This window comes from Massilia sp. YIM B02769 (genome assembly GCF_030411995.1).
Taxonomy (GTDB): Bacteria; Pseudomonadota; Gammaproteobacteria; order Burkholderiales; family Burkholderiaceae_D; genus Telluria.
This window is the reverse complement of sequence record NZ_JASNRC010000011.1, coordinates 155,055-181,094: the sequence shown is the minus strand read 5'-3', so window position 1 is coordinate 181,094 and position 26,040 is coordinate 155,055. Positions and strand designations below refer to the sequence as shown.

At 66.8% G+C, this 26,040-nt stretch carries 19 protein-coding genes and 3 pseudogenes; 11 read left to right on the top strand and 11 right to left on the bottom strand.

Features of this window, described 5'->3' with window-relative positions; translation table 11 throughout:
- Nucleotides 1-117: 117 nt before the first annotated feature.
- The gene (locus QPK31_RS18890; protein ID WP_290424426.1) at nucleotides 118-1,017 is read right to left on the bottom strand and encodes a LysR family transcriptional regulator; all 900 of its coding nucleotides are present in this window, start codon (nucleotides 1,015-1,017) and stop codon (nucleotides 118-120) included.
- Nucleotides 1,018-1,181: 164 nt separating this feature from the next.
- Between QPK31_RS18890 and QPK31_RS18885 the strand changes: the two genes are divergently transcribed.
- Genes QPK31_RS18885 through QPK31_RS18870 form a run of 4 tightly spaced genes read left to right on the top strand, consistent with a single transcriptional unit; the run spans nucleotide 1,182 to nucleotide 7,693 of the window.
- On the top strand, nucleotides 1,182-2,369 hold the full coding sequence (locus QPK31_RS18885) for an efflux RND transporter periplasmic adaptor subunit (RefSeq protein ID WP_290424425.1): 1,188 nt from the start codon (nucleotides 1,182-1,184) through the stop codon (nucleotides 2,367-2,369).
- A gap of 12 nt (nucleotides 2,370-2,381) precedes the next feature.
- Nucleotides 2,382-5,558, top strand: a complete 3,177-nt coding sequence (locus tag QPK31_RS18880) for an efflux RND transporter permease subunit (protein ID WP_290424424.1) — start codon at nucleotides 2,382-2,384, stop codon at nucleotides 5,556-5,558.
- A 42-nt stretch (nucleotides 5,559-5,600) separates the two neighbouring features.
- On the top strand, nucleotides 5,601-6,281 hold the full coding sequence (locus QPK31_RS18875) for a response regulator transcription factor (RefSeq protein ID WP_290424423.1): 681 nt from the start codon (nucleotides 5,601-5,603) through the stop codon (nucleotides 6,279-6,281).
- The gene (locus QPK31_RS18870) at nucleotides 6,278-7,693 is read left to right on the top strand and encodes an ATP-binding protein (protein ID WP_290424422.1); all 1,416 of its coding nucleotides are present in this window, start codon (nucleotides 6,278-6,280) and stop codon (nucleotides 7,691-7,693) included. The genes QPK31_RS18875 and QPK31_RS18870 overlap by 4 nt, the downstream gene beginning before the upstream one ends.
- 111 nt (nucleotides 7,694-7,804) lie before the next feature.
- Here the strand turns inward: QPK31_RS18870 and QPK31_RS18865 are convergent, their stop codons facing one another.
- From QPK31_RS18865 to QPK31_RS18855, 3 genes are all read right to left on the bottom strand, one after another.
- On the bottom strand, nucleotides 7,805-8,440 hold the full coding sequence (locus tag QPK31_RS18865; RefSeq protein WP_290424421.1) for a flavin reductase family protein: 636 nt from the start codon (nucleotides 8,438-8,440) through the stop codon (nucleotides 7,805-7,807).
- 80 nt (nucleotides 8,441-8,520) lie between these two features.
- A complete protein-coding gene (lhpI, locus tag QPK31_RS18860; protein WP_290424420.1) occupies nucleotides 8,521-9,453 on the bottom strand; it encodes a bifunctional Delta(1)-pyrroline-2-carboxylate/Delta(1)-piperideine-2-carboxylate reductase in 933 nt (310 codons plus the stop codon).
- 149 nt (nucleotides 9,454-9,602) lie between these two features.
- Nucleotides 9,603-11,024 carry a carotenoid oxygenase family protein gene (locus tag QPK31_RS18855; protein WP_290424419.1) on the bottom strand — a complete coding sequence of 474 codons (1,422 nt, stop codon included), beginning with the start codon at nucleotides 11,022-11,024 and terminating at the stop codon, nucleotides 9,603-9,605.
- A gap of 80 nt (nucleotides 11,025-11,104) precedes the next feature.
- Here QPK31_RS18855 and QPK31_RS18850 point away from each other — a divergent pair, with 80 nt between their 5' ends.
- The 4 genes from QPK31_RS18850 (at nucleotide 11,105) to QPK31_RS18835 (ending at nucleotide 16,359) form a co-directional block, all read left to right on the top strand.
- On the top strand, nucleotides 11,105-12,100 hold the full coding sequence (locus QPK31_RS18850) for a hypothetical protein (protein WP_290424418.1): 996 nt from the start codon (nucleotides 11,105-11,107) through the stop codon (nucleotides 12,098-12,100).
- A 424-nt stretch (nucleotides 12,101-12,524) separates the two neighbouring features.
- On the top strand, nucleotides 12,525-13,157 hold the full coding sequence (locus QPK31_RS18845; RefSeq protein ID WP_290424417.1) for a superoxide dismutase: 633 nt from the start codon (nucleotides 12,525-12,527) through the stop codon (nucleotides 13,155-13,157).
- Nucleotides 13,158-13,449: 292 nt separating this feature from the next.
- Entirely contained in the window at nucleotides 13,450-15,693 is a 2,244-nt protein-coding gene (locus tag QPK31_RS18840) for a phosphocholine-specific phospholipase C (RefSeq protein ID WP_290424416.1), read from the top strand.
- Between the two features lie 81 nt (nucleotides 15,694-15,774).
- On the top strand, nucleotides 15,775-16,359 hold the full coding sequence (locus QPK31_RS18835; RefSeq protein WP_290424415.1) for a PEP-CTERM sorting domain-containing protein: 585 nt from the start codon (nucleotides 15,775-15,777) through the stop codon (nucleotides 16,357-16,359).
- 57 nt (nucleotides 16,360-16,416) lie between these two features.
- On the opposite strand, the pseudogene QPK31_RS26275 reads toward QPK31_RS18835, so the two are convergent.
- The 6 genes and pseudogenes from QPK31_RS26275 to QPK31_RS18815 all read right to left on the bottom strand — a co-directional run.
- Nucleotides 16,417-16,670, bottom strand: a pseudogene (locus QPK31_RS26275) (glycoside hydrolase family 97 C-terminal domain-containing protein); the annotation flags it as partial.
- A gap of 185 nt (nucleotides 16,671-16,855) precedes the next feature.
- A pseudogene (locus tag QPK31_RS26270) lies at nucleotides 16,856-16,939 on the bottom strand (hypothetical protein); the annotation flags it as partial.
- A 46-nt stretch (nucleotides 16,940-16,985) separates the two neighbouring features.
- Nucleotides 16,986-17,414, bottom strand: a pseudogene (locus QPK31_RS26265) (glycoside hydrolase family 97 N-terminal domain-containing protein); the annotation flags it as partial.
- A gap of 144 nt (nucleotides 17,415-17,558) precedes the next feature.
- Complete coding sequence (locus tag QPK31_RS18825) at nucleotides 17,559-18,947, bottom strand: chemotaxis protein CheW (protein ID WP_290424413.1); 1,389 nt, start codon at nucleotides 18,945-18,947, stop codon at nucleotides 17,559-17,561.
- Nucleotides 18,948-18,950: 3 nt separating this feature from the next.
- Nucleotides 18,951-21,035 (bottom strand): PAS domain-containing methyl-accepting chemotaxis protein, encoded by a 2,085-nt coding sequence (locus tag QPK31_RS18820; RefSeq protein ID WP_290424412.1) that lies wholly within the window; start codon nucleotides 21,033-21,035, stop codon nucleotides 18,951-18,953.
- 264 nt (nucleotides 21,036-21,299) lie between these two features.
- On the bottom strand, nucleotides 21,300-21,977 hold the full coding sequence (locus QPK31_RS18815; RefSeq protein ID WP_290424411.1) for a TetR/AcrR family transcriptional regulator: 678 nt from the start codon (nucleotides 21,975-21,977) through the stop codon (nucleotides 21,300-21,302).
- A 75-nt stretch (nucleotides 21,978-22,052) separates the two neighbouring features.
- On the opposite strand from QPK31_RS18815, the gene QPK31_RS18810 reads away from it, so the two are divergent.
- Together QPK31_RS18810 and QPK31_RS18805 are read left to right on the top strand one after the other, a co-directional pair.
- Nucleotides 22,053-22,484: a pyridoxamine 5'-phosphate oxidase family protein gene (locus QPK31_RS18810; protein ID WP_290424410.1), complete on the top strand. Its 432-nt coding sequence runs from the start codon at nucleotides 22,053-22,055 to the stop codon at nucleotides 22,482-22,484.
- 51 nt (nucleotides 22,485-22,535) lie between these two features.
- Nucleotides 22,536-23,705 (top strand): epoxide hydrolase family protein, encoded by a 1,170-nt coding sequence (locus tag QPK31_RS18805; RefSeq protein ID WP_290424409.1) that lies wholly within the window; start codon nucleotides 22,536-22,538, stop codon nucleotides 23,703-23,705.
- A 58-nt stretch (nucleotides 23,706-23,763) separates the two neighbouring features.
- Here the strand turns inward: QPK31_RS18805 and QPK31_RS18800 are convergent, their stop codons facing one another.
- Entirely contained in the window at nucleotides 23,764-24,009 is a 246-nt protein-coding gene (locus QPK31_RS18800; protein ID WP_290424408.1) for a hypothetical protein, read from the bottom strand.
- 176 nt (nucleotides 24,010-24,185) lie between these two features.
- Here QPK31_RS18800 and QPK31_RS18795 point away from each other — a divergent pair, with 176 nt between their 5' ends.
- The gene (locus QPK31_RS18795) at nucleotides 24,186-26,006 is read left to right on the top strand and encodes a M61 family metallopeptidase (RefSeq protein ID WP_290424407.1); all 1,821 of its coding nucleotides are present in this window, start codon (nucleotides 24,186-24,188) and stop codon (nucleotides 26,004-26,006) included.
- The last annotated feature ends 34 nt before the right edge of the window (nucleotides 26,007-26,040 follow it).

Sequence of the window (26,040 nt, the reverse complement as noted above, 5' to 3'; positions counted from 1 at the left end):
CATCAGCGCGGCGCACGCCGCATCAACATGGGCTCATCTTAATTTTATCTTCCGAAGAGATAAATAAGCCATCCAGAGCCAGACTGTTTCACTTATCGAGACAATCTCATGAAGCCGTCAATTGTCCCAGGGCGGCTCCGCAAACGACTCGACCAGGAAATCGATCAGCACGCGCACCTTGGGCGCCACGAATTTACGCGACGGGTACACCGCGTACACACCCAGCTCGCCCGCACGCCAGCCGGGCATGATTTCCACCAGCCGGCCGGCGGCCAGGTCGGCGCCGACGATAAAGCTCGGCTGCAGCACGATGCCCTGGCCGAGCAGCGCGGCGGCGCGGCAGGTGTCGCCGCTGTTGGTGCGCACGCGCGGCGTCACCCGCACCGTCTGCTCGCCGAGCGCACCGGTAAACGTCCAGTTCTCGCCCGCCGCGAACAGGCTGTAGGAGATCACGTCGTGCGCTGCCAGCTCGGCCGGCAGTGCCGGTTCGCCGCGCGCCGCCAGGTAGGCCGGTGCGGCGCACAGGATCATGCGCGTGCTGGCCAGCTTCCTGCTGATCAGCGAGGACGCCGGCAACTGGCCGATGCGCACCGCCACATCGAAGCCTTCCTCGACCAGGTCGACCACGCGGTCCGACAGCGTCAGGTCGAGCATCAGGCCGGGGTGGTGCGCGAGCAGCGCCGGCCACAGTGAGGACAGATGCATCAGGCCGAAGGTGACCGGCACGTTGGCCTTCAGCAGGCCGCTGGCGGCGCCGGTGCGCGAGGTGATCTCGGCTTCGGCATCCCCCAGGTTGGCCAGCAGCTCGCGGCAGCGCGCCTGGAAGATCTCGCCTTCGGTGGTTAGTGAGAGCTTGCGTGTGGTCCGGTGCAGCAGGCGCACGCCGAGCCGCTCCTCGAGTTCGGCCACGTAGCGCGAGACGGCCGCCTTCGACATGTCGAGCGCATCCGCCGTGCGGGTGAAGCTGCCGGCCTCGGCCACGGCAGCGAACACCTTCATTTCCAGGAATCGGTCCATTGTCTTTACATGAGAAACAAACGAATGAAGTCTAACGCGATTGTTCCTCGCACCGTGAAACGTACATTAACAATCCTTAATGTTCCAGACATCCACAATTTAGGTGCGCGGTGGCATAGTGCCGGGCACACCCTTGCTCCACCAACCTCGACTACCAACTCTTCATGCCCTTTTTCCTCCAACGCCGCCAGGGACTGCCGGTTGCCGGCAGCGCCCTCCTTCTTGCATGCCTGCTCGCCGCCTGCAGCAAAGACACCAAACCGTCCGCCCCGGCCGTGCCCGAAGTGACCGTGCTGCCGGTGCAGCGCAGCGCCGTGCGCCTGGACGTCGAGCTGCCGGGGCGCACCGCGCCGTCGCTGCTGGCCGAGGTGCGCGCGCGGGTCGACGGCATCGTGCAGGAGCGCCGTTTCACCGAAGGCAGCGACGTGCGCGCGGGCGAGGTCTTGTACCGGATCGACCCGGCCCCCTACCGCACCGCCCTGGCCAGCGCCGAGGCGGCCCTGAAGCGCGCGCAGGCGAACCTGGCCAGCAGCACGGCCCAGCTGAAGCGCTACAAGGTCCTCATCGGCAGCAACGCGATCAGCAAGCAGGACTTCGACGACGCCGAAGCCGCGCAACTGCAGGCCGCCGCCGACGTCGCCGCGGCCGAGGCGGCAGCGGCGAATGCCCGCATCAACCTGGGCTACACCAGCGTCACCGCGCCGATCGGCGGGCGCAGCAGCATTTCGCAGGTGACGGAGGGCGCCTACGTGCAGGGCGGCTCGGCCACCCTGATGACCACCGTGCAGCAGCTGGACCCGATGTACGTCGATTTGCAGCAGTCGAGCGTCGAAGGCCTGGCCCTGCGCCGCGACATCGCCGCCGGCAAGCTGACCGCGGGCGGCAAGCAGACCAAAGTCAAGCTGCAGCTCGAGGACGGCAGCACCTATGCGCACGAGGGCACGCTGGAAGTCAGCGGCGTGACGGTCGATCCGGCCACCGGCTCGGTGACGCTGCGCGCGCGCTTCCCGAACCCGGACCACCTGCTGCTGCCGGGGATGTTCGTGCGCGCCTCGGTGAACCAGGGCATGCGCCCGAACGTGGTGCAGGTGCCGGCGCCGGCCGTCACGCGCAATCCGAAAGGCGAGGCCAGCGTGATGCTGGTCGGCGCCGACAACAAGACCGTGCTGCGCCCGGTGCGCACCGGGGCCCTGGTCGAGGGCCAGTGGCTGGTCGAGGAAGGCTTGAAAGAAGGCGAACGCGTGATCGTCAGCGGCCTCCAGAAGATCAAGCCCGACATGACGGTGAAGGTGCGCCCTGCCGACGTGCGCGCCGCCGCATCTGCTTCCATTTCCGCCCCCACCGTACGCTGAGGACCGCACGCAATGCCAAAGTTCTTCATCGAGCGGCCCATCTTCGCGATCGTCATCTCCATCCTCATCATGCTGGTCGGCGGCATCACGCTGCACAACATGCCGGTCGAGCAGTATCCGCCGGTGTCGCCGCCGGCCGTGCAGATCCGCGCCAGCTTCCCCGGAGCCTCGGCCGAGACCATGCAGAACACCGTGGTCCAGGTGATCGAGCAGCAGATGACCGGCATCGACAACATGCTCTACATGTCGTCCAGCAGCGACGAGACCGGCCAGTCGACCACCACCCTCACCTTCGCCCCGGGCACCGACCCGGACATCGCCCAGGTGCAGGTGCAGAACCAGTTGCAGGCGGCCGTGCCGCGCCTGCCGCGCGACGTCCAGAACGCCGGCCTGCGCGTGAGCAAATCGACCAGCGACTTCCTGATGGTGGCCGCCTTCGTGTCCGACAACGACAGCATGTCGAAATTCGACATCGCCAACTACGTGGCCTCGAACGTCCAGGATCCCCTCAGCCGGATTCCGGGCGTGGGCAGCATGAATCTATTCGGCACCCAGTACGCGATGCGCATCTGGCTCGACCCGGTCAAACTCACCAGCTACGCCCTCACGCCGCTCGATGTGAACAGCGCCATCGAAGCCCAGAACGTCCAGGTCTCGGGCGGCCAGCTGGGCGGCCTGCCGGCCGTGCCGGGCCAGACCCTGAGCGCCACCATCAACCAGGCCAGCCTGCTGCGCACGCCGGAACAGTTCGAGCGCATCCTGCTGAAAGTCCAGCCGGACGGCTCGCGCGTGCGCGTGGGCGATGTGGCGCGGGTGGCCCTCGGCCCGGAAAACTACAACGTCGACGTGCGCTACAACGGCAAGCCGGCTTCCGGCCTCGGCATCCAGCTCGGCCCCGACGCGAACGCGCTCGACACCGCCGACGCCGTGCGCGCGCGCCTGAAGGAACTCAGTGCCTTCTTCCCCGAAGGCCTGCGCGTGGTCTACCCGAACGACATCACGCCTTTCATCGAGGTGTCGATCCACGAAGTGGTGAAGACCCTGATCGAAGGCATCGTGCTCGTGTTCCTGGTGATGTATTTGTTCCTGCAAAACTTCCGCGTCACCCTGATCCCGTCGATCACGGTGCCGGTGGTGCTGCTCGGGACCTTCGGCATCATGTCGGCGCTCGGCTTCACCATCAACACGCTGTCGATGTTCGGCCTGGTGCTGGCGATCGGCCTGCTGGTCGACGATGCGATTGTCGTGGTCGAGAACGTCGAGCGCGTGATGCACGAGGACGGTCTGGAGCCATACGAGGCGACGCAAAAGGCGATGGGCCAGATCACCAGCGCCCTGATCGGCGTGGCCCTGGTGCTGTCGGCCGTGTTCGTGCCGGTCGCCTTCTCCAGCGGCACGGTGGGCGCGATCTACCGCGAGTTCTCGCTGACGGTGGTGGCCTCGATGCTGCTGTCGGTGTTCGTCGCCCTGACCCTGACACCGGCCCTGTGCGCCATGCTGCTGAAACGTCCCGATCCCAACCATCACGAGAAGCGCGGTTTCTTCGGCTGGTTCAACCGTTCGTTCGAGCGCCAGCGCGACCGCTACCTCGGCGCCGTCACCGCCATCGTCGGCCGCCGCGGCCTGTGGATGCTGGTGTACGCCGTGATGATCGGCGTGGTGCTGGCCCTGTTCGCGCGCCTGCCGGGCGGCTTCCTGCCGAAGGAAGACCAGGGCTACATGTTCGTGCAGGTGGAAACGCCGGCCGGCAGCACGGTGGAGACCACCGGCAAGGTGCTGGAACAGATCGACCACTACCTGCTGAACGACGAAAAGGCCATGGTCGACGCCACCTTCATGACCATCGGCGCCAACAACCCGGCGCGCGGCCAGAACCAGGGGCGCCTGTTCGTGCGCCTGAAATCCTGGGACGACCGCGCCGACAAGGACCTGAGCGTGTCGGCGCTCAGCACGCGCATCGCGGCGCGCTTCGGCGACTACCAGGGCGCACGCATCACGCCGGTGGAACCGCCGCCGATCCGCGGCCTGGGTTCGGCCGCCGGCTTCTCGATGCAGCTGCAGGACCGCGGCAACCTCGGCCACGAAGCCCTGGGCCAGGCGCGCGACCAGCTGCTGGCCCTCGCCGCCAAGGAGCCGGATTTGGTGCGCGTGCGCTACACCGGCCAGGCAGACCGCTCGACCTATAAAATCTCGATCGACCACGAAAAGGCGGCGGCGCTCGGCGTCAGCCTGTCCGCCGTCGACCAGATCTTCTCGACCGCCTGGGGCGCGAAGTACATCAACAACTTCTTCGACACCGACAACCGCATCAAGCGCGTCTACGTCCAGGCCGATGCGCAGTTCCGCATGAACCCGGACGATATCCGCCTGCTCCACGTGCGCAACGCCGATGGCCGCATGGTGCCCTTCTCGTCGTTTGCGAAAGCCGAGTGGTCCTGGGGTGCGCCGGCGATGCAGCGCTATAACGGCATCGAATCGGCCGAGATCCTCGGCCAGCCGGCGCCCGGCGTCAGCAGCGGCGAAGCGATGGCGATCATGGACCGCCTGACGAAGCAGCTGCCGGCCGGTATCGGCTACGAGTGGAGCGGCATCTCGCTGCAGGAATCCCAGGCCGGCGCCCAGGCGCCACTGCTGTACGCGCTGTCGATCCTGGTAGTCTTCCTCAGCCTGGCCGCGCTGTACGAAAGCTGGAGCGTGCCGGTGTCGGTGATCATGGTGGTGCCGGTCGGCGTGCTCGGCGCGCTCGGCGCGGCCACCGCCTTCGGCCTGCAGAACGACGTGTTCTTCCAGGTAGGACTGCTGACCACCATCGGCCTCTCGGCGAAGAACGCGATCCTGATCGTCGAGTTCGCGCGCGAACTGCAGCAGCAGGGTTATGGCGTGCTGGAGGCGGCGCTGGAATCGGCCAAGCTGCGCCTGCGCCCGATCATCATGACCTCGATGGCGTTTGTGCTCGGCGTGCTGCCGCTGGCGATTGCCACCGGCGCCGGCGCGGCCAGCCAGAACGCGCTCGGCATCGGCGTCATCGGCGGCATGCTGGCGGCGACCTTCCTGGCGACTTACCTGATCCCGCTGTTCTTCGTGCTGATCGCGCGGCCGATCAAGCGGCGCAAGGGCGCGCCGGCGCCGGCCGTCGCGGCGCACAAGGCGCACGAAGTGCCGGCAACCGTCAGCCATGAAGCCGCGTAGAATGCGAGCGGAACATGAGGGATACGCCGTGAAGGAAACGCTGTGAAGCTGCTGCTGGTCGAAGACAACGAACGCGTCGCGCGCTTTGTCTGCAAGGGCCTGGTCGAAGCCGGCCATACGGTCGACCACGCCGACAATGGCCGCGACGGCATGTACCACGCCGTCAGCGAGCCTTACGACGCCATCATCATGGACCGCATGCTCCCCGGCGGCATCGACGGCCTGGCCATCATCGAGGCCCTGCGCCAGGGAGGCAACCAGGTGCCGATCCTGGTGCTGAGCGCCCTCGACGGCGTGGACGACCGCATCCTGGGCCTGAAGCGCGGCGGCGACGACTACCTGGTCAAGCCGTTCGCCTTTGGCGAATTGCTGGCGCGCCTGGATGCCCTGCTGCGCCGCTCGCACGTGCAGGCGCCCGACACCACGCTGGCGCTGGGCGACCTGAGCGTCGACCTGCTGGCGCACAAGGTCACGCGCGCCGGCGCCGTCATCGCCCTGCAGCCGCGCGAGTTCAAGCTGCTCGAATACCTGCTGCGCCATGCGAACCAGGTGGTCACGCGCACCATGCTGCTCGAGAACGTGTGGGACTACCACTTCGACCCGCAGACCAACGTGATCGACGTCCACATCAGTAAACTCCGCCAGAAGATCGACGCGCCCTTCGGCACGCCGCTGCTGAAGACCGTGCGCAACGCCGGCTACATGCTGACCGACCGGCCATGACCCGACGCTTCGCCTCGATGCTCAAGCTGCCCACCTTCTCCGCCCGCACCATCGCCATCGGCTATGGCGTGGTCAGCCTGCTGGTGCTGGCGATGTTCGCCGGGCCGCTGTGGTACGCCTGGCACACGAACATCGAGCAGGTGCGCACCGAACTGCTGCGCTCCGACGCCCAGCGCCTGGCGAACCTGTTCACGCGCAGCGGCGAACACGCGCTGGCGAACGCCATCGACAGCCAGGTGGTCGGCACCAACGACGGCGTGCGCAAGATCATGCTGCTGGCCGCACCCGACGGCAGCCGCATCGCCGGCAACCTTGCAAGCTGGCCGCAGGGCCTGCCCGACCGCGACGGCCTGTGCTCGGGCACCATCCACGTCGACGGCAAGGCGCGCCGCATCGAGTCGGTGCGCGTCACCCTGCCCGGCGGCTACCGCCTGCTGGTGGCGAGTAACCTGAACCGCTTCGACGAGCTCGAACGCCTGTTCGTGTACGGCCTGCTGGCCTGCGCGGTGACGGTGCTGGTAGGCGCCATCCTGGGCGGCATGCTGATCCGGCGCGCGCTGCTCGATCGGATCCAGGGCATCAGCCAGACCACCGCCGCCATCATCGAAGGCAAGCTCTCGCGCCGCCTGGCCGAGCCGCACGACGGCGAAGAACTGCGATTACTGACGCAGACCGTCAACCGCATGCTCGACCAGATCGAGCAGCTGGTGACAGGCGTACAGAACGTGTCGAACTCGATCGCCCACGACCTGCGCACGCCGCTGAGCGAACTGCGCGCGCGGCTGGAGGAACTGGCGATCACGCGGCCCGATACCGACGAAACCTATGCCGAGATCGATGCGGCGATCACCGACATCGACCGCGTGATGCGCATTTTCCAGGCCCTGCTGCGGCTGGCCGAGATCGACAGCGGCAGCCGGCGCAACGGCTTCGTCGAGGTGGACCTGGCGCGCCTTGGCGAGGAAGTCACCGAGTTTTATGCACCGGTGGCGGAGCTGAAGGAGATTGCGCTGGGCTTCGAGGCCGGCGAGGAGCTGACGGTGGTGGGCGATCCGGTGCTGATCGCGCAGGCGCTCAGCAACCTGGTCGAGAACGCGCTGAAATATGCGCCGGAACAGGGGACGATTGCGGTGGCGGCGCAGCGCGCACCGAATGGACTGGCCTTGTCCGTGGTCGACAATGGGCCGGGGATTGCCGAGGACGAGCGGCCGAAGGTGGTCGAGCGCTTTTATCGCGTGGATGGCAGCCGCGGCACGCCGGGTGTGGGGCTGGGGCTGAGCGTGGTGTCGGCGGTGGCGCGGCTGCATGGCGGGACGCTGGCGCTGGAAGACAATGCGCCCGGCTTGCGGGCGACGCTGGTGCTGCCGGTACACACGGTCGCGTCGCATGCAATGGTCGAGCGGAGCGACTGACCGCTTCCTCGTACGGTGGGCCCGTATGGTGGGCACTCCGTGCCCACCATACGGGATACGACAGCAACAATTCGGGAGTGCGATCGTCGGACAGGCCGTCAAAGACCCTTCTCAGCGCTCGAGCGGATATCCCGGCCGATGCATCCTGAACAGCTGCTCCGCCGTGATCTCGAAATAATCCGCCGGCCCGCCGCCGCGCAGGATGTGCCCAGCGTTGGCGGTATCGTACACACCCTCCTTCAGCAAATGCCGGGCGATATGCACGCCCACCACCTCGCCCAGCACCAGCCGGTTGCCGGTATCGCTGCCGGCCGTGGTCTGCAGCGCAATCACCTGGGTGACGCGGCATTCGAAGGCCACCGGCGACTCCGCCACGCGCGGCGTCTTGACCACCCGCGCCGGCGCCGGCGTCAAACCCGCCAGTTCAAATTCATTGACCTCGGGCGGCGCCGGTGCGCAGCTGACGTTCATGGCCTCGGCCAGCGGACGCGTGGCCAGGTTCCACACGAATTCGCCGGTGGCCTCGATGTTGTTCAGCGTGTCCTTGCGCCCCTGGCTGGAGAAGCCGATGATCGGCGGGATGTAGTTGAACGCGTTGAAGAAGCTGTAGGGAGCGAGATTCAGGATGCCATCGGCGCTGCGGCTGGAAATCCAGCCGATCGGACGCGGGCCGATGATGGCGTTGAAGGGATCGTGCGGCAGGCCATGGCCGCGCGCCGGTTCGTAGAAGTGGTAGTCGTGACTCACGTAAGCGTTCCGATATGAATGGCAGAACGCCTATTCTGCCAAAGGATGCGAATCGCTGCCGGCGCCGCCCTCGGCAAGCTTCAGGCGCCGTGGCGCATTGCCACGCGCGCAGCCGCCAGGTCCCAGGCAGCGGTGCCGACGCTCTTGAAGACCGCAGGCCGCGTGTGGTCGACCGGCCCGCGCAGCAGTGCGCCGAGCGAGCCCACGCGCGACCAGTCGATACCGGCACGCAGCAGGTCGCCGGCTTCATGGCGGGCGCCGGGCGGGTCGTCGGCATACAGCTCGCTGCCGTGGAGCGTCGTGGCGCCCAGCTCGGCCATCTCCGGCCTGAAGGCGCCGACGCCGATGACCAGGCAGCCGGGACGAGGCGCTTCGTCGTACACCGGTTCCAGGCTGGTGGTGAGCGTGATCACGACGTCCATCGCGGGCGCATCGCTGGCGCGGGGCCGCAAGCTGCCGTGCAGGGCCTGGTGCGCGTCGCAGAAGCGCGTGGCGGCATCGCGCGTGCGCGCCTGCACCCAGACCTCGGCTTGCGGGTACAGCGCGTGCAGGGCCTGCACGTGATGGCGCGCCTGGACGCCGGTGCCGACGATCAGGATCTGCCGCGGCGCCTGCGGCAGCAGCCGGCGGATTGCCAGCATGCTGACGGCGGCGGTTCGGCGGCCGGTGACTTCGGGGCCGTCGAGCACGCAGCGGACCTGGCCGGTGGCCGTGTCGCAGATGGTGACGGCGCCGTGGATGGCCGGCAGGCCGATTGCGGGGTTGCCGGGATGAACATTGACCAGCTTGTGAATCGCGATGTCCTGCGCCGCGGCCGGCATGCTGAGCATGACCGCGCCGGCGCCGAGCGGCACCACCAGGCGCTCGGGGCTGCGGATGGCGCCGGCCTCGAGCTCCTCTGCCGCCACGGCGATGGCGTCCACCAGTTCGGCAAAGTCGAGCAAGGCGGCGGTCTGCGCGCGGTGATACACGGCGATGCCGCTGTGCATAGCGGCTGGATGGAAATCGGTCATGGGTATCGGCGCGGGAGTGAGCACATCGGTCAATCATGGCCGATTGTTGAACACTTTGCAACAAGCGGCGTGCCCGGCCCAACCGAAGGCGTCGCGTTCATCGCGGCGGATGTCGGCCCGCCATTGCCGCATGATCAACACCCGGGTCGCTAGTGCACGAACGAACCGTGGAAACCCAGCGGTATCGCACTGGGCACCGTTGCGCGCGCGACCGCCGCCATGGTCCGGGCATCGATTACCGCCAGCACCGATGACTCGTCGTCCCGCGCCGAGCCGACCGACAGCAGCGCCCCGTCGTCCTCGCCCTCGCCATGCGGACGCGCAACGAATAGCGGCTCGCCGAACACATAGAGCTCGTCACTGAACGCGCTCGACCGGCCGCTGTCGACGTCGACCTTGACGACAGCCGAGGCGTAGGCATGGTCGGGCCCTGGCCAGTTCGCTGCGCCATAGGCGTAGCGGTAGGGATGGCCATTGACGCGCTTGTAGTTGGTCGACGGAAACTCGAAGCCGACGTCGCCCAGCTTCTCGACGCCCGCCCGTTCCACGCCCTGGCGCATGACGATGCGCAACAAGGTCGGCCTGAGATCGGGCAGGCCGGCCAGCATGCGGTCGATGCGCAGAGCCTCCACGATGCCGGCGTCCGGATAGGCCAGCAGGTCGAGCACGGTTTCATCGCCGCGTTCGAAGGCATTGATCGTGTGGAAGGCAAAGAAGGGCTTGGTCACGTGTTCGCGCACGGCGCCCGTGGCGCGCTCGATGACGACCAGGCGCGTGCCCTCTTCCGGATGCCAGTCGAAGTGGTCGATATAGCCTTGGCTCGACCACAGCAGCTTCGCGGGTTTGACAGCGTACGGATGGGCGACCAGGATCGCACTGTCCGGTGTGAGCCCGAAGGTGTGGACATACGGCACGTGCGCGGTTTGCCAGGAACCGATGACCTCGCGCCGGCGCGCGGCCGGCGCATGCTCGTACACCGAGATCGTGCCGTGCATGCCAAACGAGGTGGCGACGTTCACCACCGTATTCCTGGCGGCGTCGAGATGCGGGTGCGCGGTCATGATCGCGCCGTGCAGCGCATCGCCCGCATAGCGCACCGGGCCCTCGGCGGCGAGCGTGGCGTCGTCGATGATGAGCTGGCGATTGCCTTCTGTCATGGCTACCAGGTCAGGGCCGATGCGCGTGATGTTGACATTATTGTTGTCGGTGATGCGCGGCACCGGCTCGACCAGCCGCTGCCACCAGGGGCGCGCGGTCGGCGTCCCGAAGCTGCCCAGCCTGGCCTTGCCCTGCCAGGCGTCGCGCGCCGCTTCCGACTCCAGCAGGCGCGACTGGAAGTGGACGCGCCCCTCGCCGATGCGAAACGCGTAGACCATGCCAAGGCCGTCGAACCAGTGCCGGGCGTGCCAGCCTGGGGCGTCGAACACCGCCGGGCAGGTGCGCACGACCTCGCCGCGCAGCCAGCCTGGCAACTCGCCCGCGATGTCGGCGGGATCGGCCGTGTGGCATGCGCGCAAGCGGCGAAATGGCGCGAGGGCTTCGATGGAAGATGGATGCGTCAGCCTGGACATGTTGATCCCTCCTGCGCTTGAAAAGCCTGGGTAGGTGAACGCGTCCGCACGCGCCTGACGCATGGACGGTGAAGCCGGGAATGGCCATTCCCGGATTGCACGGCGCCATCCCACAACGCGAGGACGCAAGCACGGCGTCCAGAGAGGTAGATCGCGTTGCCCGTGCCAGGTTCCCCGTGATTGCGCCCGAGCCGATGCGGCTGGCGACAGGCGCCACCGGGCTTGGGCTGATCGCCTCTTTGACGATGTTGAGATTCCTCAACAATGCGACTGCAACCTATCAGGGAGATTCGGGCTCAAAACTCTCATGTCGTTTCGTCACGGTATCGTTTAGCGAGGAGGCATTCATGGACAGTACGAACAGCGCGGCGACGCCAACGCATCGCCCCGGCCAAGCGAAGCCGAAGATCAGGATGACCGCAGCCCTGCTCCTGGCAATCGCATCCGCGCTCCCTGGCGTGAACCAGGCGCAGACCGTCACCGATGTGGCGTCGGCGCAGTCGAACACGGGCTACGTGCCGGAATTCACCGTGCTCAACACATTGGGCACCGCCACGCCCAGGACGACCTTCAGCGTCTTCGGCTCCGGGGGCTATGCCGTCTTCTCCGACGCGTTCGTCGGGCCTCCATTTACCTTGAAACGCCGCGCGGTTCTTACCCAGGTCGGGGCCTTCGTCAACAACTGCGCATCGATTGTCGCAGGCGTTCCATATTGTCCCAATACCCTGCCTTTCGTGTTCCAGATTCGGCGCTCGGTGAATGGCGCGCCCGATCCCACCTTCGTGGTCGCGGCAGCCCCGCTGACCAACGATCGTGATCCGCTCACAGTTTCCTTCGAGACGGCCAGCCTTGGAAACGTCGTGCTCGAGCCAGGCAGGTATTTCGCGATCATCGCCCCGCAGCAGGCGATCGACTCGGGCTTCGTGCTGGCCAATTCCATCGGCTACGCCGCCCGCATCACGCCAGTCGGCATTGTCAGCCCGACCGGAAGCACCGTGGATCCGGCAAACCGGACGGCTGTCCGGATCCTGGCCAGGGCGGTCGGACCGAAACCGAACGCGGCAGCCGCACAATAAGCCAGGCCTTGCCAGGCGGCCCGGCATCGCATCGTTCAGCGAGCCAGGGCTCCGGCGTAGCAGCGCGTCGCCACGACGGGTGACGCGCAGCTTGCGCCAGAGCCGTTTTTGCGCTCGGACAGCAGCGTGTTGCGCCCCTTTGCCCAGATGCAACACGCGCTCTGTTTTTGCTGCCGCAGAGAACGTTCGACATCCACCATGCAGCTATCCTTCGCGTTGCCTCCGGGAGCGCATGGCCCGGGTCCGGTCAGCCGCGCGCCCCGGTCTTGATCTCTTGGTTACGCTAACAGGGTCGGGGCAAGCGGCAGCGCTTGACCTCATGTCCAACTGCGGACGTCCACAGCGGGCAGCACGCTTGCAGGACAGGCGGCGCGATGCCGATTCCGCCTGTCCGGCGTCCCATCGACCGAAAAGGAGAACGATCATGGCCTATGAACTGCCACCTCTGCCTTACGCATACGATGCACTCGAGCCGCATTTCGATGCGCGCACGATGGAAATCCACCACACCAAGCACCACCAGACCTATGTCACCAACCTGAACAATGCGCTGAAGGAAGCCGGCGTCAGCGACAGCGCGCCGGTCGAAGAGCTGATCACGCGAATCGACACCCTGCCCCAGCAGATCCAGACCGCCGTGCGCAACAACGGCGGCGGCCACGCGAATCACTCGCTGTTCTGGACGGTGCTGAAGGCCGGCGGCGGCGGCCAGCCGACGGGCGCGGTGGCCGAGGCCATCGAGCGCGATCTCGGCGGCTACGACAAGTTCAAGGAAGCCTTTACCAAGGCGGCGCAGACGCGCTTCGGCAGCGGCTGGGCCTGGTTGACGGTGGGCACGGACGGCAAGCTGCTGGTGGAAAGCAGCGCCAACCAGGACCATCCGCAGATGGGCAGCCTTGCCGGCCTGTCGGGCGGCACGCCGATCCTGGGACTGGACGTGTGGGAACACGCGTATTACCTGAACTACCAGAACCGCCGGCCGGATTATATTGCCGCGTTCTTCAACATCATCAATTGGGATGAGGTCAACCGCCGCTACGAGGCAGCTGCGAAGTAAAACCGGAAGGACCGGGCGGCGTCCCTGACGCCGCCCGGTCGTCAGCCAATCGACATCCCGCGCAGGCCGCCTGTCCCTGATCCAGCCTGCGCTTCCCGCCTGCGCCGGGGATTCGCCCAGTCAGCCTTTCTCCGCGCCCTGATCCGCCCCGCATCCCCGCTGCACGCCATGCACGTGTCATCGCACCGTCATGCGCGCCGCTTACATTCACTGCGTCCTGCAGTCGTATCGGCATGACAACACTTGGCAACACGAGTTGCCTCCGAGCAAACACACCTTCTTCGGAAACGTTATGACCTCACGACGCAGATTCTTGCGCGGCAGTGCCCAGGCGGGCATCGCCGCTGCCACCTACGCGGCCTTTCCGCCGGCCATCCAGCGCGCCCTGGCCATCCCGGCCAACAACGCCACCCGCAGCATCCAGGACGTGGAACACGTGGTGATCCTGATGCAGGAAAACCGCGCCTTCGACCATTACTTCGGCACCCTGGCCGGCGTGCGCGGCTTTGGCGACCGCTTCCCGATTCCGCTGCCCGAAGGCCGCAACGTCTGGCAGCAGCGCATGGCCAACGGCAACCCGATAATGCCTTTCCACCTCGACGGCAGCAAAGGCAATGCCCAGCGCGCCAACGGCACCCCGCACGACTGGCTCGACAGCCAGCTGGCCTGGGACAACGGCCGCATGGACCAATGGCCGCGCTACAAGAACGCGATCTCGATGGGCTACTTCAAGGAAAACGAAATCCCGTTCGCATTCGCCTTGGCGAACGCCTTTACGCTGTGCGACGCCTACCACTGCGCGATGCACACCGGCACCGACGCGAATCGCTCGTTCTTCCTGACCGGCACCAACGGCGCGGTCCCTACCGGCAAGGCCTTCGTCACCAACGAGTGGGACGCGATCGACGGCACCGTGGCCGGCGTGAACACCGGCTACACCTGGACCACCTATGCCGAACGCCTGGAGGCGGCCGGCATCAGCTGGATCAGCTACCAGAACATGCCCGACGAATGGGGCGACAACATGCTCGGCGCCTTCCGCCAGTTCAAGCGGGCGAATATCGCATCGGGCTATCCGGTGTCCAGCGGCGGCGCACCGAACCAGCCCTACACCAACACCGGCCAGGCCCTGCCCTACCACGCCTACGATGCGGCCACCGACAACGCCGGCAACCCGCTGTACAAGGGCATCGCGAATACCCTGCCCGGCACCCAGCCGGAACAGTACCTGGACGCATTCAGGCGCGACATCCGCGAGGGCAAGCTGCCGCAGGTCTCGTGGATGAACGCGCCGTCGATCTACTGCGAACACCCGGGCCCATCGAGCCCGGTGCAGGGTTCCTGGTTCCTGCAGGAGGTGCTGGACGCGCTGACGGCGAATCCCGAGGTGTGGAGCAAGACCGTGCTGATCGTGAACTTCGACGAGAACGACGGCTACTTCGACCACGTGCCCTCGCCCTCCGCGCCTTCGCCCGACGGCAAGGGCGGCTATGCGGGCAAGACCACGCTGGCGCCGGGCGCACTAAGCGCGGAATACTTCACGCACGGCAGGCCGGAAGGCAGCACCCGCCAGCCGGCGCCGGACGGCCGCGTCTACGGCCCCGGCCCGCGCGTGCCGATGTACGTGATCTCGCCCTGGAGCCGCGGCGGCTGGGTCAACTCGCAGGTGTTCGACCACACCTCGGTGCTGCGCTTCCTGGAAACGCGCTTCGGCGTCAGGGAGCCGAACATCAGCCCCTTCCGCCGCGCCGTCTGCGGCGACCTGACCAGCGCCTTCAATTTCGAGTCGCCGAACAGCGAGGCCCTGCCGGTGCTGGCAGGCCGCAAGAGCAAAAGCCAGGCCGACGCCCTGCGCGCCGCCCAGGGACGCCTGGGGCAGATCGCGCCGCCGGCATCGCCGCAATTGCCGCTGCAGGCCATTGGCACCCGTCCCTCGCGAGCGCTGCCGTATGAACTGGCGACCATCTGCGAAGTGCTCCCCGGCGCCACGATGGCCGCCGTGCAGGTGACCCTGACTTTCGTGAACACCGGCCGCCAGGGTGCCGTTTTCCACGTGTACGACCGCAAGAACCTGGCAGCGGTCCCGCGCCGCTATACGGTCGAAGCAGGCAAAACGCTGTCGGACGCGTGGACGCCGGCCGTGGGCGGCCCTTACGACCTGTGGGTACTGGGACCGAACGGCTACCACCGGCACTTCACCGGCAGCGCGCTGCGTGCCGTTGCGGCGGGCCAGCCGCGCCCCGACGTGCAGGTGCGCTGCGATGGGGCCAGCGGGGAGCTGGTGCTACGCCTGGTGAACGCCGGCGCGGCGCCGTGCACCTTCAACCTGAACGCGAATGCCTATGCCGCGCTGAGGCAGATGCACACGGTTGCGCCACGCTCCGAGCTCCTGGTGCGCATTCCGGTGGCGAGCAATGGCTACTGGTACGACATCAGCGCAACGGTGTCGGGCCAGACCGACTATGTGCGGCGCTTCGCCGGGCGCGTCGAGACCGGCCGCCATACGGTCAGCGACCCGGCGCTGGGCCGTGCCTGACAACGCGCATTCGCATCAATCCATGCCGCCAGTGCGCAGCCGGCTGCTTCCGCTTATCCGCACTTCACCGAAAGGAATCGTATGCATCCCATCATCCGCAATCTCGCCGTCAGCGCCGCCTTTGCCCTGTGCGCTCCCATCGCCTCCGCCACCGTGCTTACTTTCGATGACATCGTCGGCCCGGACGGCCACGCCGCCATGCCCGTGAACTACGGCGGCCTGGACTGGTCGAAGGCGGGCATGTCCGTCTACACCTGGGAGCAGGCGCCGTTCACGGCCCACTCCGGCCAGGGCCGCGTCACCACCGACTGGACCGACAACTGGCCGGTTGCCAGCACCATCCACTTCCTGTCGCCAACGATCTTCGGCGGGGCATGGTTCTCGGGATATGGCGACAGCAGCGTGCGCTTCGACCTGTACTTCGGCGGCGAGCTGGTTGCCAGCTCGGCCACACTACAGTTGTCGGACGTGCCATCCTACCTCGGCGGCGGGTGGACGGGGGCAATCGACACGATTGTCGTGGCCAGCGAATTTCCGGCGTCGTACGTAATGGACGACCTGAGCTTCGACAGCGCCGCGCAGGTGCCGGAACCCGGCTCGCTGGCGCTGGTGCTGGCCGGCCTGGGCCTGGCCGGCACCGTACGCCGCCGCGCAGCGCGGCGCTAGGGGCAGGCGGTTCCAGAAAAGGCGGGCTGCGCGCACAGGCGCAGCCCGCCAGATGTTTTACTCCACAACGAGACTGATTGCGTAGCCGCCGCCGGGTGTGCAGTACTGGCTCAGCTTCGTCCTGCTGCTCACCTCCATCTTGCGGATGGCGTAAGCTTTCGGATTGGTTTCATGGTGCGCATCCTTGCGATCCGCATAGACCGTGGCAGTGTGATTCTTGCCAGGATCGAGGAAGCCCAGATCGATATCCGAATTCCGCCCCTGCTCGTCGCACGTGCTCCCAAGAACCAGCTGCTCTGCCCCTTGGCCTTGCGCGCAATCGCGATGTAGTCGCCCGGCCCCGCTTCCAGCCCCCTGGTATCGTCCCAGTCGACGGCCACGTCTTCGATGATCTGGAACGCATCCAGATACTTCTCGTAGGTCTCCGGCAGATCGGCGCCATCTGCAGCGGCGAGTACATGGCCACGTACAGGGCCAGCTGGCACGCCAGCGCGCTGTGCACAAATGATTTGTTCTTCGGGTTGTAGGCGCCGATCCGGGTTTCGAAAATTCCGGGCGTATAGTCCATCGGCCCGCGGATCAGCCGGCTGAACGGCAGGATGGTCGTTCGGCTGCTTTGAAAAAGCGTAGCGCAAGCCCAGGCCGTCGTCGAACAGGCGGAAGTGCAGCAGCATGGTGCGCTTCGTGGCTGCCTGGATCAGCGTGACGGTCAACTGGTTGTAGTGATTGCGGATGGTCTTGACCTCGCCCCACACCGGATTCCAGCGCTCGTCGAAGGTGCTGGTGCTGCTGGACGCCGCGCCAAAGCCGCTGGCGAGGCCAGGCCCTACCTTCAGGTCGAGGCCGAGGCGGCTGGTCTTGATGCCGGGGCGGCCCTTGTAGTTCAGGCTGTAGGTGGGCTCGCCATCCGCAACCAGTGCAAAGTGGCGCGTCAGGTTGCGGTGCGGAGACTGGATGTCCTCGGCCTGGGCCGCATGGGCCGACAGGCAGAAGGCCAGTAACAGGAATCGGAAAAACTGCGCGCGTACAGAGTGGAGGCGGAATATAGTGGTCATAAGTAAGCATATACCTAACAAGACCAAGCATCCTTACACTCGGACCCGATCGCCGCAGCGAGCGCAGCGGCCACGCGGCAGCGAGCGCCTGCGTGGTCACCGGAACGGCGCGATGCCGCCGGCAGCCCGGCGCCTGCCGCCAACTCAGGCCGCCAGCGCGCCCATGTCGACGATCCGGTAGCTGGCCTGCCCGGCGTCGTCACCGTTTGTCGTGATGAAATCCCATCCCGCCCGCGCGCCGCCCATGCGGTAGATCCGCCCGCTGCCGGGCGGCAGCAGCAGGTGCACGCGCGAAACCACGTAGCCGACGTGCCCCGCCCCGCTGCGCACGACCATCACGTCGCCGCGTCCAGGATCGGCAGCAGCGCCAGCATTGCCCGCGCCGGTACGCAAATCACGCATCGGGATCGACTGGCCTTCCCATGCCATGGCGCCCATGCCGTCGCTCGCCACCTCGCGCAGGCTGACGATGCGCTCCACCGTGTCGATGGCGGTGGCGAGCATGCCATCGCCATCGAACACGATGTAGGCGGTGGCGTTGGCCGCGTGCCGATCCTGCTCGCGCCCGGCGCCGGGGCGCACGCCGGCCAGGGCGCCCGAATCGCGGCTGAGCTCCGCTTCCGAAAAACGCGCAAACAGGCACGCTTGGTCGAGCACGCGCAGCGGCGATCCGTCCTCTTCGAACACGGTCGACAGCAAGCCGTCCGCCGCCAGCCCTGCCGTATCGAAGGTGTGCAGGCTCAGCGCCGCGTGCACCGGCAGTCCCAGCGCCAGGCCGCCGTGTTCGACGACGGCCAGCAACGCGGGAGGCGCGCCGTCCGCCAGCGCCTCCAGCCCCAGCACCGCATGCGCCAGCACCGGCACATGCCGTCCGCGCCAGGTGCAGTAGGCCACGCCGGAACCGGCGCCCAGTGTCTCCAGCGCCGGCATGGGCAGCACTTCGGTCAGCGCGCCGGCCGCCAGCGCCAGCCGCGCCGCGCCCGCCTGCAGCACAGCATACGAACGGGAGCCGGGCGGCGGCCCATCCGCGATGGAAGCCAGCATGCCTGGCGCCGGCGCCGCATCGGCGTCCTGGTGCCAGGCCGAAGCGAGCCGCGCCAGCCGGTCGACGTCGAGCAAGCTCAGGATGCGGCCGCTATCCGGCACGCGCACCGCGCAGTGAAAGACTTCATCCTCGCAATCGTCATGGTGCAGGCGCGTGACGTCGTGCGCCGCCACCTCGACCAGGCCGCCGACGGTGTCGACCTTCAGGCCGATCGTGCGCCCGAACGCGTGCAGGACCAGGACACGCGCCGCCGCCGGACCGAGCCCCTCGTCCGGCGCCGTGCCGACGTCGACCCAGCGCGCCAGGTCGACCACCGGCACCAGCCGGCCGTCGTGCTCGACCACCCCGGCCAGCGCGCCCTGGCGGCGCGGCAACAGGGCCGGCGCAGCCGGCAGCGTGATCGCCTGCAGCACGCTGTCCGCCGGAACGCCGACCCGCACCGCGCCGATGGCGGCTTCGGCCAGGTGCAGGAGTGGTGCCGAAGCCATCGCTCAGCGCTCCGTGGCGATGCGTTCCAGTTCGCCCAGCAGCGCCGAGGCGTTGCGCGTGGCGCTGGCCTGGGCGCTGGTCGAGGCGTGGATGCCGCCGATCGATGCGCTGGTCTTTTCCACCGAATCGACGATGCGCCCGAATGCACCCTCGACCTCGCCGGACAGGCGCGTGCCCTCGCCGACGCGGGTCACGGTCTCGTTGATCAGCTTGGCGATCTCGCGCGCGGCCAGCGCCGATTTCTCGGCCAGCTTGCGCACCTCGTTGGCCACCACCGAGAAGCCCTTGCCGTGCTCGCCCGCGCGCGCCGCCTCGATCGCCGCGTTGAAGGCGAGCAGGTGGGTCTGGCCGGCGATGTCGCTGATGGTGTCGATGATCTCGCGCACGTCGCCCGAAGCCTGCTGGATCGCCGCGATCGACTGGCGCGAGCGCTCCAGCAGCTTGCTGCCCTCGGCAGCGTCCTGCTGGGTGCGCGTAGCCAGTTCGCTCGATTGCTGCGAGCCTTGGGCAATCGCCGCGATCGACTCGGTCAGCTCGTTCAGCACGCCGCCGATCGCCTTGACCTTGGCGCTGACCAGCTCTTCGCGGTGCACCTGCTCGGTGACGTCCATTGCGAATTTCACGACTTTATAGGGCTTGCCGTTGACGTCGAGGATGGGGTTGTAGGTGGCGACGATCCAGATGTCGGCGTCGTGCTTGCCGCGCCGCTGGAAGCGTCCGGACTGGAACTGGCCCTGCGCCAGGTTGGCCCAGAAATGGCGGTAGGCCGCGCTTTTCACCAGCGCCGGGTCGCAGAACATGCTGTGGTGGGCGCCGGTCACTTCGTCGGCCGTGTAGCCCATGGTGCGCAGGAAGTTCTCGTTCGCGCTCAATACATTGCCGCGCAGGTCGAATTCGATCACGGCCTGCGAACGGCCGATCGACTCCAGCTTGCCCTTGATTTCCGTGTCCTGGCGCTTCTGCTGCGTGATGTCGGTGGCGAACTTGACGATCTTGATCGGCTTGCCGTCGGCGTCGAAGACCGGATTGTAGGATGCCAGCAGCCAGATTTCCCTGCCAGCGCGCGTCACGCGGCGGTACTCGCCGGCATTGAACTCGCCGCGCCCCAGGCGCTCCCAGAAGGCCAGGTACTCGGCCGACCCGGCCAGGGCCGGGTCGCAGAACATGCAGTGGTGCTGGCCGCGGATCTCTTCCAGGCCGTAACCCATCGTATCGAGGAAGTTGGCGTTCGCGGCGAGGACCCTGCCCTGCAGGTCGAACTCGATCACCGCCTGCACGCGGTCGATCGCCTGGGTCTTGCCCTCGTAGTCGGCATTGCGCAGGGTTTGCTCGGTGATGTCGGTGGCGTACTTGATGACCTTCACGGGCTTGCCGTCGGCGCCGAACACCGGGTTGTAGGAGGCGCTGATCCAGACCTCGCGCCCGGACTTGTGGCGGCGCTTGAACTGGCCCGAGTGGAATTCGCCCTTGCCCAGGTGGGCCCAGAACAGCGCGTACTCGGGCGAGGCCGCGTAGGCCGGGTCGCAGAACAGGCGGTGATGCTGGCCCTGCAGCTCCTCGAGGGTGTAGCCGAGCGTGTCGAGGAACCGGGCGTTGGCGTGCAGGATGCTGCCGTCGAGGCCGAATTCGATCACGGCCTGGACCCGGTCGATGGCGTCGATCTTGGCGGCGTTCTCGGCCTGCTGCAGCCTGGACCTGGTGATGTCGGTGGCGAACTTGATCACCTTGACCGGGCGGCCCTCGCCGTCGAACACCGGGTTGTACGATGCCTGCAGCCAGACCGGCACGCCGTCGAGCCGCATGCGCATGTATTCGCCCTGGGTCGGGTGGCCGCTGCCCAGCGTATCCCAGAAGACGCGGTAGGCGTCGGACACAGCGTCGTCGGCCGCACAGAACATGCGGTGGTGGCGGCCCACGATCTCGCCCAGCGTGTAGCCCATCGCATCGAGGAAGTTCTGGTTGGCATGCAGGACATGGCCCTGCATGTCGAATTCGACCACGGCCTGGGTGCGCTGGATGGCGTCGAGTGCGGCGTGGGCCATGTCGAGCCGGCTGTCGGCAGTAGCGAGAGTGGCGGAAGTGAGCATTCTTGTTGTGTTGTCGTCCGGTTGATGAGATGGCGCGCCATGCCGCGTGCGGGACGGACGTGATCGATCCGACCGGCGGGCCTGGGGACATGCTTGCTGGGAGTTCAGTGGGGATTTCCAAACAGAAACAAGGATAGCAGGATAAAACGTTTATTGCTTTTCAGAATCCAATCGAACGCGGTATCGACGAATGGGCGCGCGAAACCCGTTGTGATGCGACAACGCCGGCAGTCAGAATGCAGGCCGGCAGTGGACTACCGCGTCCTACGGCGTTCCGAACTCGTCCAGCCACCCGGCACGCGCCAGGAGGTCGACTGCCTCGTCTACCCGGCGTGCTCCCGTGGCGTCCAGCCGTTCCCGGTCGTCCCCCATGAGCACGCGCATCCGTGGCGCCACGAAAACCATGTCGACGAACAGTTCGGCGACATGCGCCGCCTGCCCGCCCTTGCCCTCGGCCGCCGCTTCCCCCGCCAGGGCGAGGACGACGCATTCCACCGCGCTTTGCCGTTCGCTCCGATCGGCCATGCGCGCGCAATCCGGCATCCGCCGCGCGATGGCCAGGCAGACTCTCATCAGCTCGACCGCTTCATCGGCCAGCGCCCGTACCAGGAGCGCGCGGCCCGCTGCACGCAGGCGCTCACGGACTGGCATGCCCTGCTTTATCTCCAGTACCGGCAAAGACGCGCGCGCCATGGCACGGCTTATCACGGCGAAAAACAGCGCTTCCTTGTTGGCATAGCGCGCATATAGCGTGGCCTTGCCGGCGCCCGCCAGCGCCAACACCTGGTCGCAGCTGGTCGCGTCGAAACCCGATTCCAGAAACAAACGAGTGGCTGCGTCGAGGATACGCCTGTCCGCCTCGCCCGCCTGGTCTGCCGGCGGCCGGCCGCCGCGCCTGCGCGCTGCCGGCGCAATCTGGGTGCCCCCTGGATTCGATTGCATTTGCTGATCCATCATTTAATTGAACGGAATGGTATAGTTCAGTTTAATATCTTGTTAACGCCAATGGAGAACATCATGACAAAAACCTTGCACGACCTGTCCGACGCCATGCGCAAGATCGACTTCGGCATGCTGACGACACGCACCGAAGGCGGTGCATTCGCCAGCCGCCCCATGAGCAATAATGGTGAAGTGGAGTACGAGGGTCACAGCTACTTCTTTACCTACGAAAATGCGCGCACCGTCGCGGACATCGACGCCACGCCGCAGGTTGGACTGACCTTCTCCGGCGCGCCGGACCCGCAGGGCGCTCCGCCGCTGTTCATCTCGGTCGAAGGAAACGCCGACCTGATTCGCGACAAGGCGCAGTTCGCGGCACACTGGACGCCCGATCTCGACCACTGGTTCGAGCAAGGTGTCGACACGCCCGGGATCGTGATGATACGCGTTATTGCCGAGCGAATCCACTACTGGGCCGGACGCGACGAAGGCGAAATCGCGCTGTAAACCACCCCGCCCAGACCACCGGCAGACGTACTTCCTCGACAAGGATCCAATGTGAGCACCGCCATTACACCCTTCCCGATACACATTTCCCAGGCCAGCCTGGACGGCCTGCAGGAACGCCTGGACCGGATTCGCTGGCCCGATCCCGGAACGGTGCAGGATGGATCGCAGGGACCCAGGCACGAGCGTATCGAGGCGCTGGTGGCAGCCTGGCGCGGCGAATACGATTGGCGCCGTACCGAAGCGATGCTCAATGCCTGGGGCAGCAGCCGCACCATCGTCGACGGACTCGGCATTCAATTCCTGCACATCCGGTCGCCTGAAGCCGGCGCAGCTCCCCTGCTCCTCACGCACGGCTGGCCAGGGTCGATACTCGAGTTTCGCGACGTGATCGGCCCCCTGTCCGACCCGCGCCGCCACGGCGGCGCGCCTTCGGACGCGTTTCACCTGGTGATCCCCTCGCTGCCGGGTTTCGGCTTCTCGGACAAACCGGCAGAGCCGGGATGGGGAGTCGGACGCACGGCGCGCGCCTTCGCCGAGCTGATGCAACGGCTTGGCTATGGCGCAGGCTGGTTTGCGCAGGGCGGCGATTGGGGCGCGGCGATCACGACCGCGCTTGCCCACATGCGCGCCCCCGGCCTGGCCGGGATTCACCTCAACATGGTGATGTTTAGCGCGACCGAGGAGGAAATCGGGAACGCGACGCCCGCCGAGCGGCGCATGCTCGACGATGCCGAACGCTACAACCGCGAGTTTTCGGGCTACATGAAGCTCCAGTGCACGCGTCCGCAGTCGCTGGCGTTTGCGCTGGCGGATTCGCCGGTCGGGCTGGCCAGCTGGATCTATGCCCTGTTCCAGGATGTCACGGACAGCAGCGGACATCCCGAGAGCGTGATCGCGCTCGACCATCTCATCGACGACATCATGCTGTACTGGCTGCCGAACGCCGGCCCGAGTTCCGCACGCTTTTACTGGGAAGCAGCGCAGGAAATGGCCAAGGGCATGCCTTCTTCCCCAATTGCCCTGCCGGCCGGCATCAGCATGTTCCCTGGAGAGCAAGTGCGCCTGTCGCGACGGTGGGCGGAAAAGCGCTTCGAGGATCTGCGGTTCTTCGAAGAAGCCGACCGGGGCGGACATTTTGCGGCGATGGAAAATCCGTCCGTATTCGCGGCCCATGTCCGTTCGGCCTTCCGGACCATGCGCGGGCAATCTGCCGTCTAGCCGCCAGACGCCGGCAGGTCCTGAGCGGCCTGCAAGGCAAGCGCATGGCGGGTTCGGCTCAGGACGCCGACTTCGTACCGCGGCGCGCGCGCGAATGGCTGCTGCGGCTCTTGCGGCGCGAGGTCGTGCGGCGCGGCGGCTTGTGCTTGTGCGCGGTCTTGGTTTCGCCGGCGGCGGCGCGCTGCTTGTTGACGATGCGGGCCGCGACTTCGTCCTCGCGTCCCTTGTAACGCTTCTCCTTCTTGAACTTGCGTTCGAGTTTCTTCGCTTCGCGTTCGCGTTTCGGGCTGGCTCCTCTGGGCATGCTTTTCTCCGGTTTGTGGTGACATGTCTATCGTAGGCACAGGACGGCAAGCCTGGCGCACGCATGCCCGCCGCCCCGTATGTACGGCAAAAACAGGGCTCTCCGCCGTACGCCGACTGGTATACACTCCCGCGCACAATATCGCGCCCATCCCGGACGTACACCAGATTGCGAACATGAGACCATCTTTCCTTGCCTACGCCCTCCCCGTCCTTCTCCTCGGCGCCAGCGCCAGCGCGCGCGCCGACGTCGACTACCAGCTGAAGATCACCGACGCCGCCCAGCACCTCGCCGAAGTGCGCGCCACCTTCCCGGCCACGCGCGGAACCACGCTCGACGTGTCGATGCCGAACTGGCGCACCGGCCGCTACAACATGCTGAACCTGGCCAATGGCGTGCGCCTGTTCAAGGCCTTCGACGCCAGGGGCGCCGCGCTGCCGGTCGAGAAGACCGACAAGGGCACCTGGCAAGTCAAGACCCGGCCGGGCGACGCGGTCACCGTGCAGTACGAGCTGTATGCGAACACCCTGGGCGAGCGCACCCGCCACATCGACGACACCCATGCCTACCTCGACGCCAGCGGCGTGTTCGTCTACGCCGCGCCCTTCCGCAAGGAGAAGGTGAACGTCAGGCTGGACGTGCCGCAGGGCTGGAAGTCGCGCTCGGGCATGGACGCGGGCAGCTGCGAGCACTGCTTCGTCGCCGCCGACTACGACGTGCTGGTCGACGCGCCGATCGAGACCGGCCTGCACGAGTTCTACACCGACAAAGTCGACGGCCGCACCATCGAACTGGCCATCTGGGGCCGCGGCAACCACGACGGCAAGCAGATGATGATCGATTTGAAAAAGATCGTCGGCGAGACCGCGAAGCTCTACAACGGCAAGTACCCGTTCGGGCGCTACCTCTTCATCGTCCACGCGACCGACGGCGCCGGCGGCGCGACCGAGCACGCCAACTCCACCGTGATCCAGAAGCCGCGCTGGACCTTCGCGCCGCGCAAGGCCTACCTGAACTTCCTGCGCACGGCCGCGCACGAGTTCTATCACACCTGGAACGTCAAGGCCTACCGTCCGAAGGAGATGGTCCCCTACGACTACCAGAACGAGAACTACAACCGCCTGCTGTGGGTCGCCGAAGGCCACACGTCCTACTTCGAAGAGCTGATCGTGCTGCGCGCCGGCCTGGAAAAGCGCGACGAATTCCATGAAGAGTACGCGAAGCTGATCGACGACTACCAGCACCAGCCGGGCCGCTTCCAGCAAAGCGCGGCCGATTCCAGCTTTGACGAGTGGATCGCCGTCGGCGGCGAGCGCGCCCGCAACGCCTCGGTCAACATCTATTCGAAAGGCCAGCTGCTGGCGCTCGCGATGGACATCGAGCTGCGCCGCCAGACGGGTGGAAAAAAAGGCCTGGAAGACGTGCACCGCATCCTGTTCGAGCAGCACTCCACCGCGCAGGGCGGCTACGACGTGGCGGCGGTCCTCGCCGCGCTGCGCGGTGTCAGCGGCCAGGACTGGCGCGCCTGGTGGAGCCAGTACGTGGACGGCACCGCCGAGATCCCGTTCGACACCCTGCTGGCCCAGGTCGGCCTGCAGAAGCTGATCGACGTGCCGAAGGATGCCGAGCAAAAGCAGGAATGGTGGGCCGGCTGGACCCTGCGCGAAGGCAGCGACCCGGCTGTGGTCACCGTCGTCGAGCGCGACAGCCCGGCATGGAAGGCCGGCGTGGTCGCGGGCGACACCCTGCTGGCGGTGAACGGGCTGCGGGTGTCAGCCAAGGACATCGGCGACAAGATGGCGCTGTCGAAGGCCGGGCCGTTCCAGGTCCACCTGTTCCGCCGCGACGAACTGCTCGCACTGCCGGTCACCCCGCTGCTGCAGCCGAAAGGCAAGGCCAAGGTCAAGCCCCTCGACAAGACGAGCGCGGCCCAGCAGTCGATGAATGCCGCGTGGACCGGCGTGGCGTGGCCGCAGGAGGAAGACAAGAAGAACTGAGCAAATCATGGCACGGGCCGCAAGACAGTCGCAG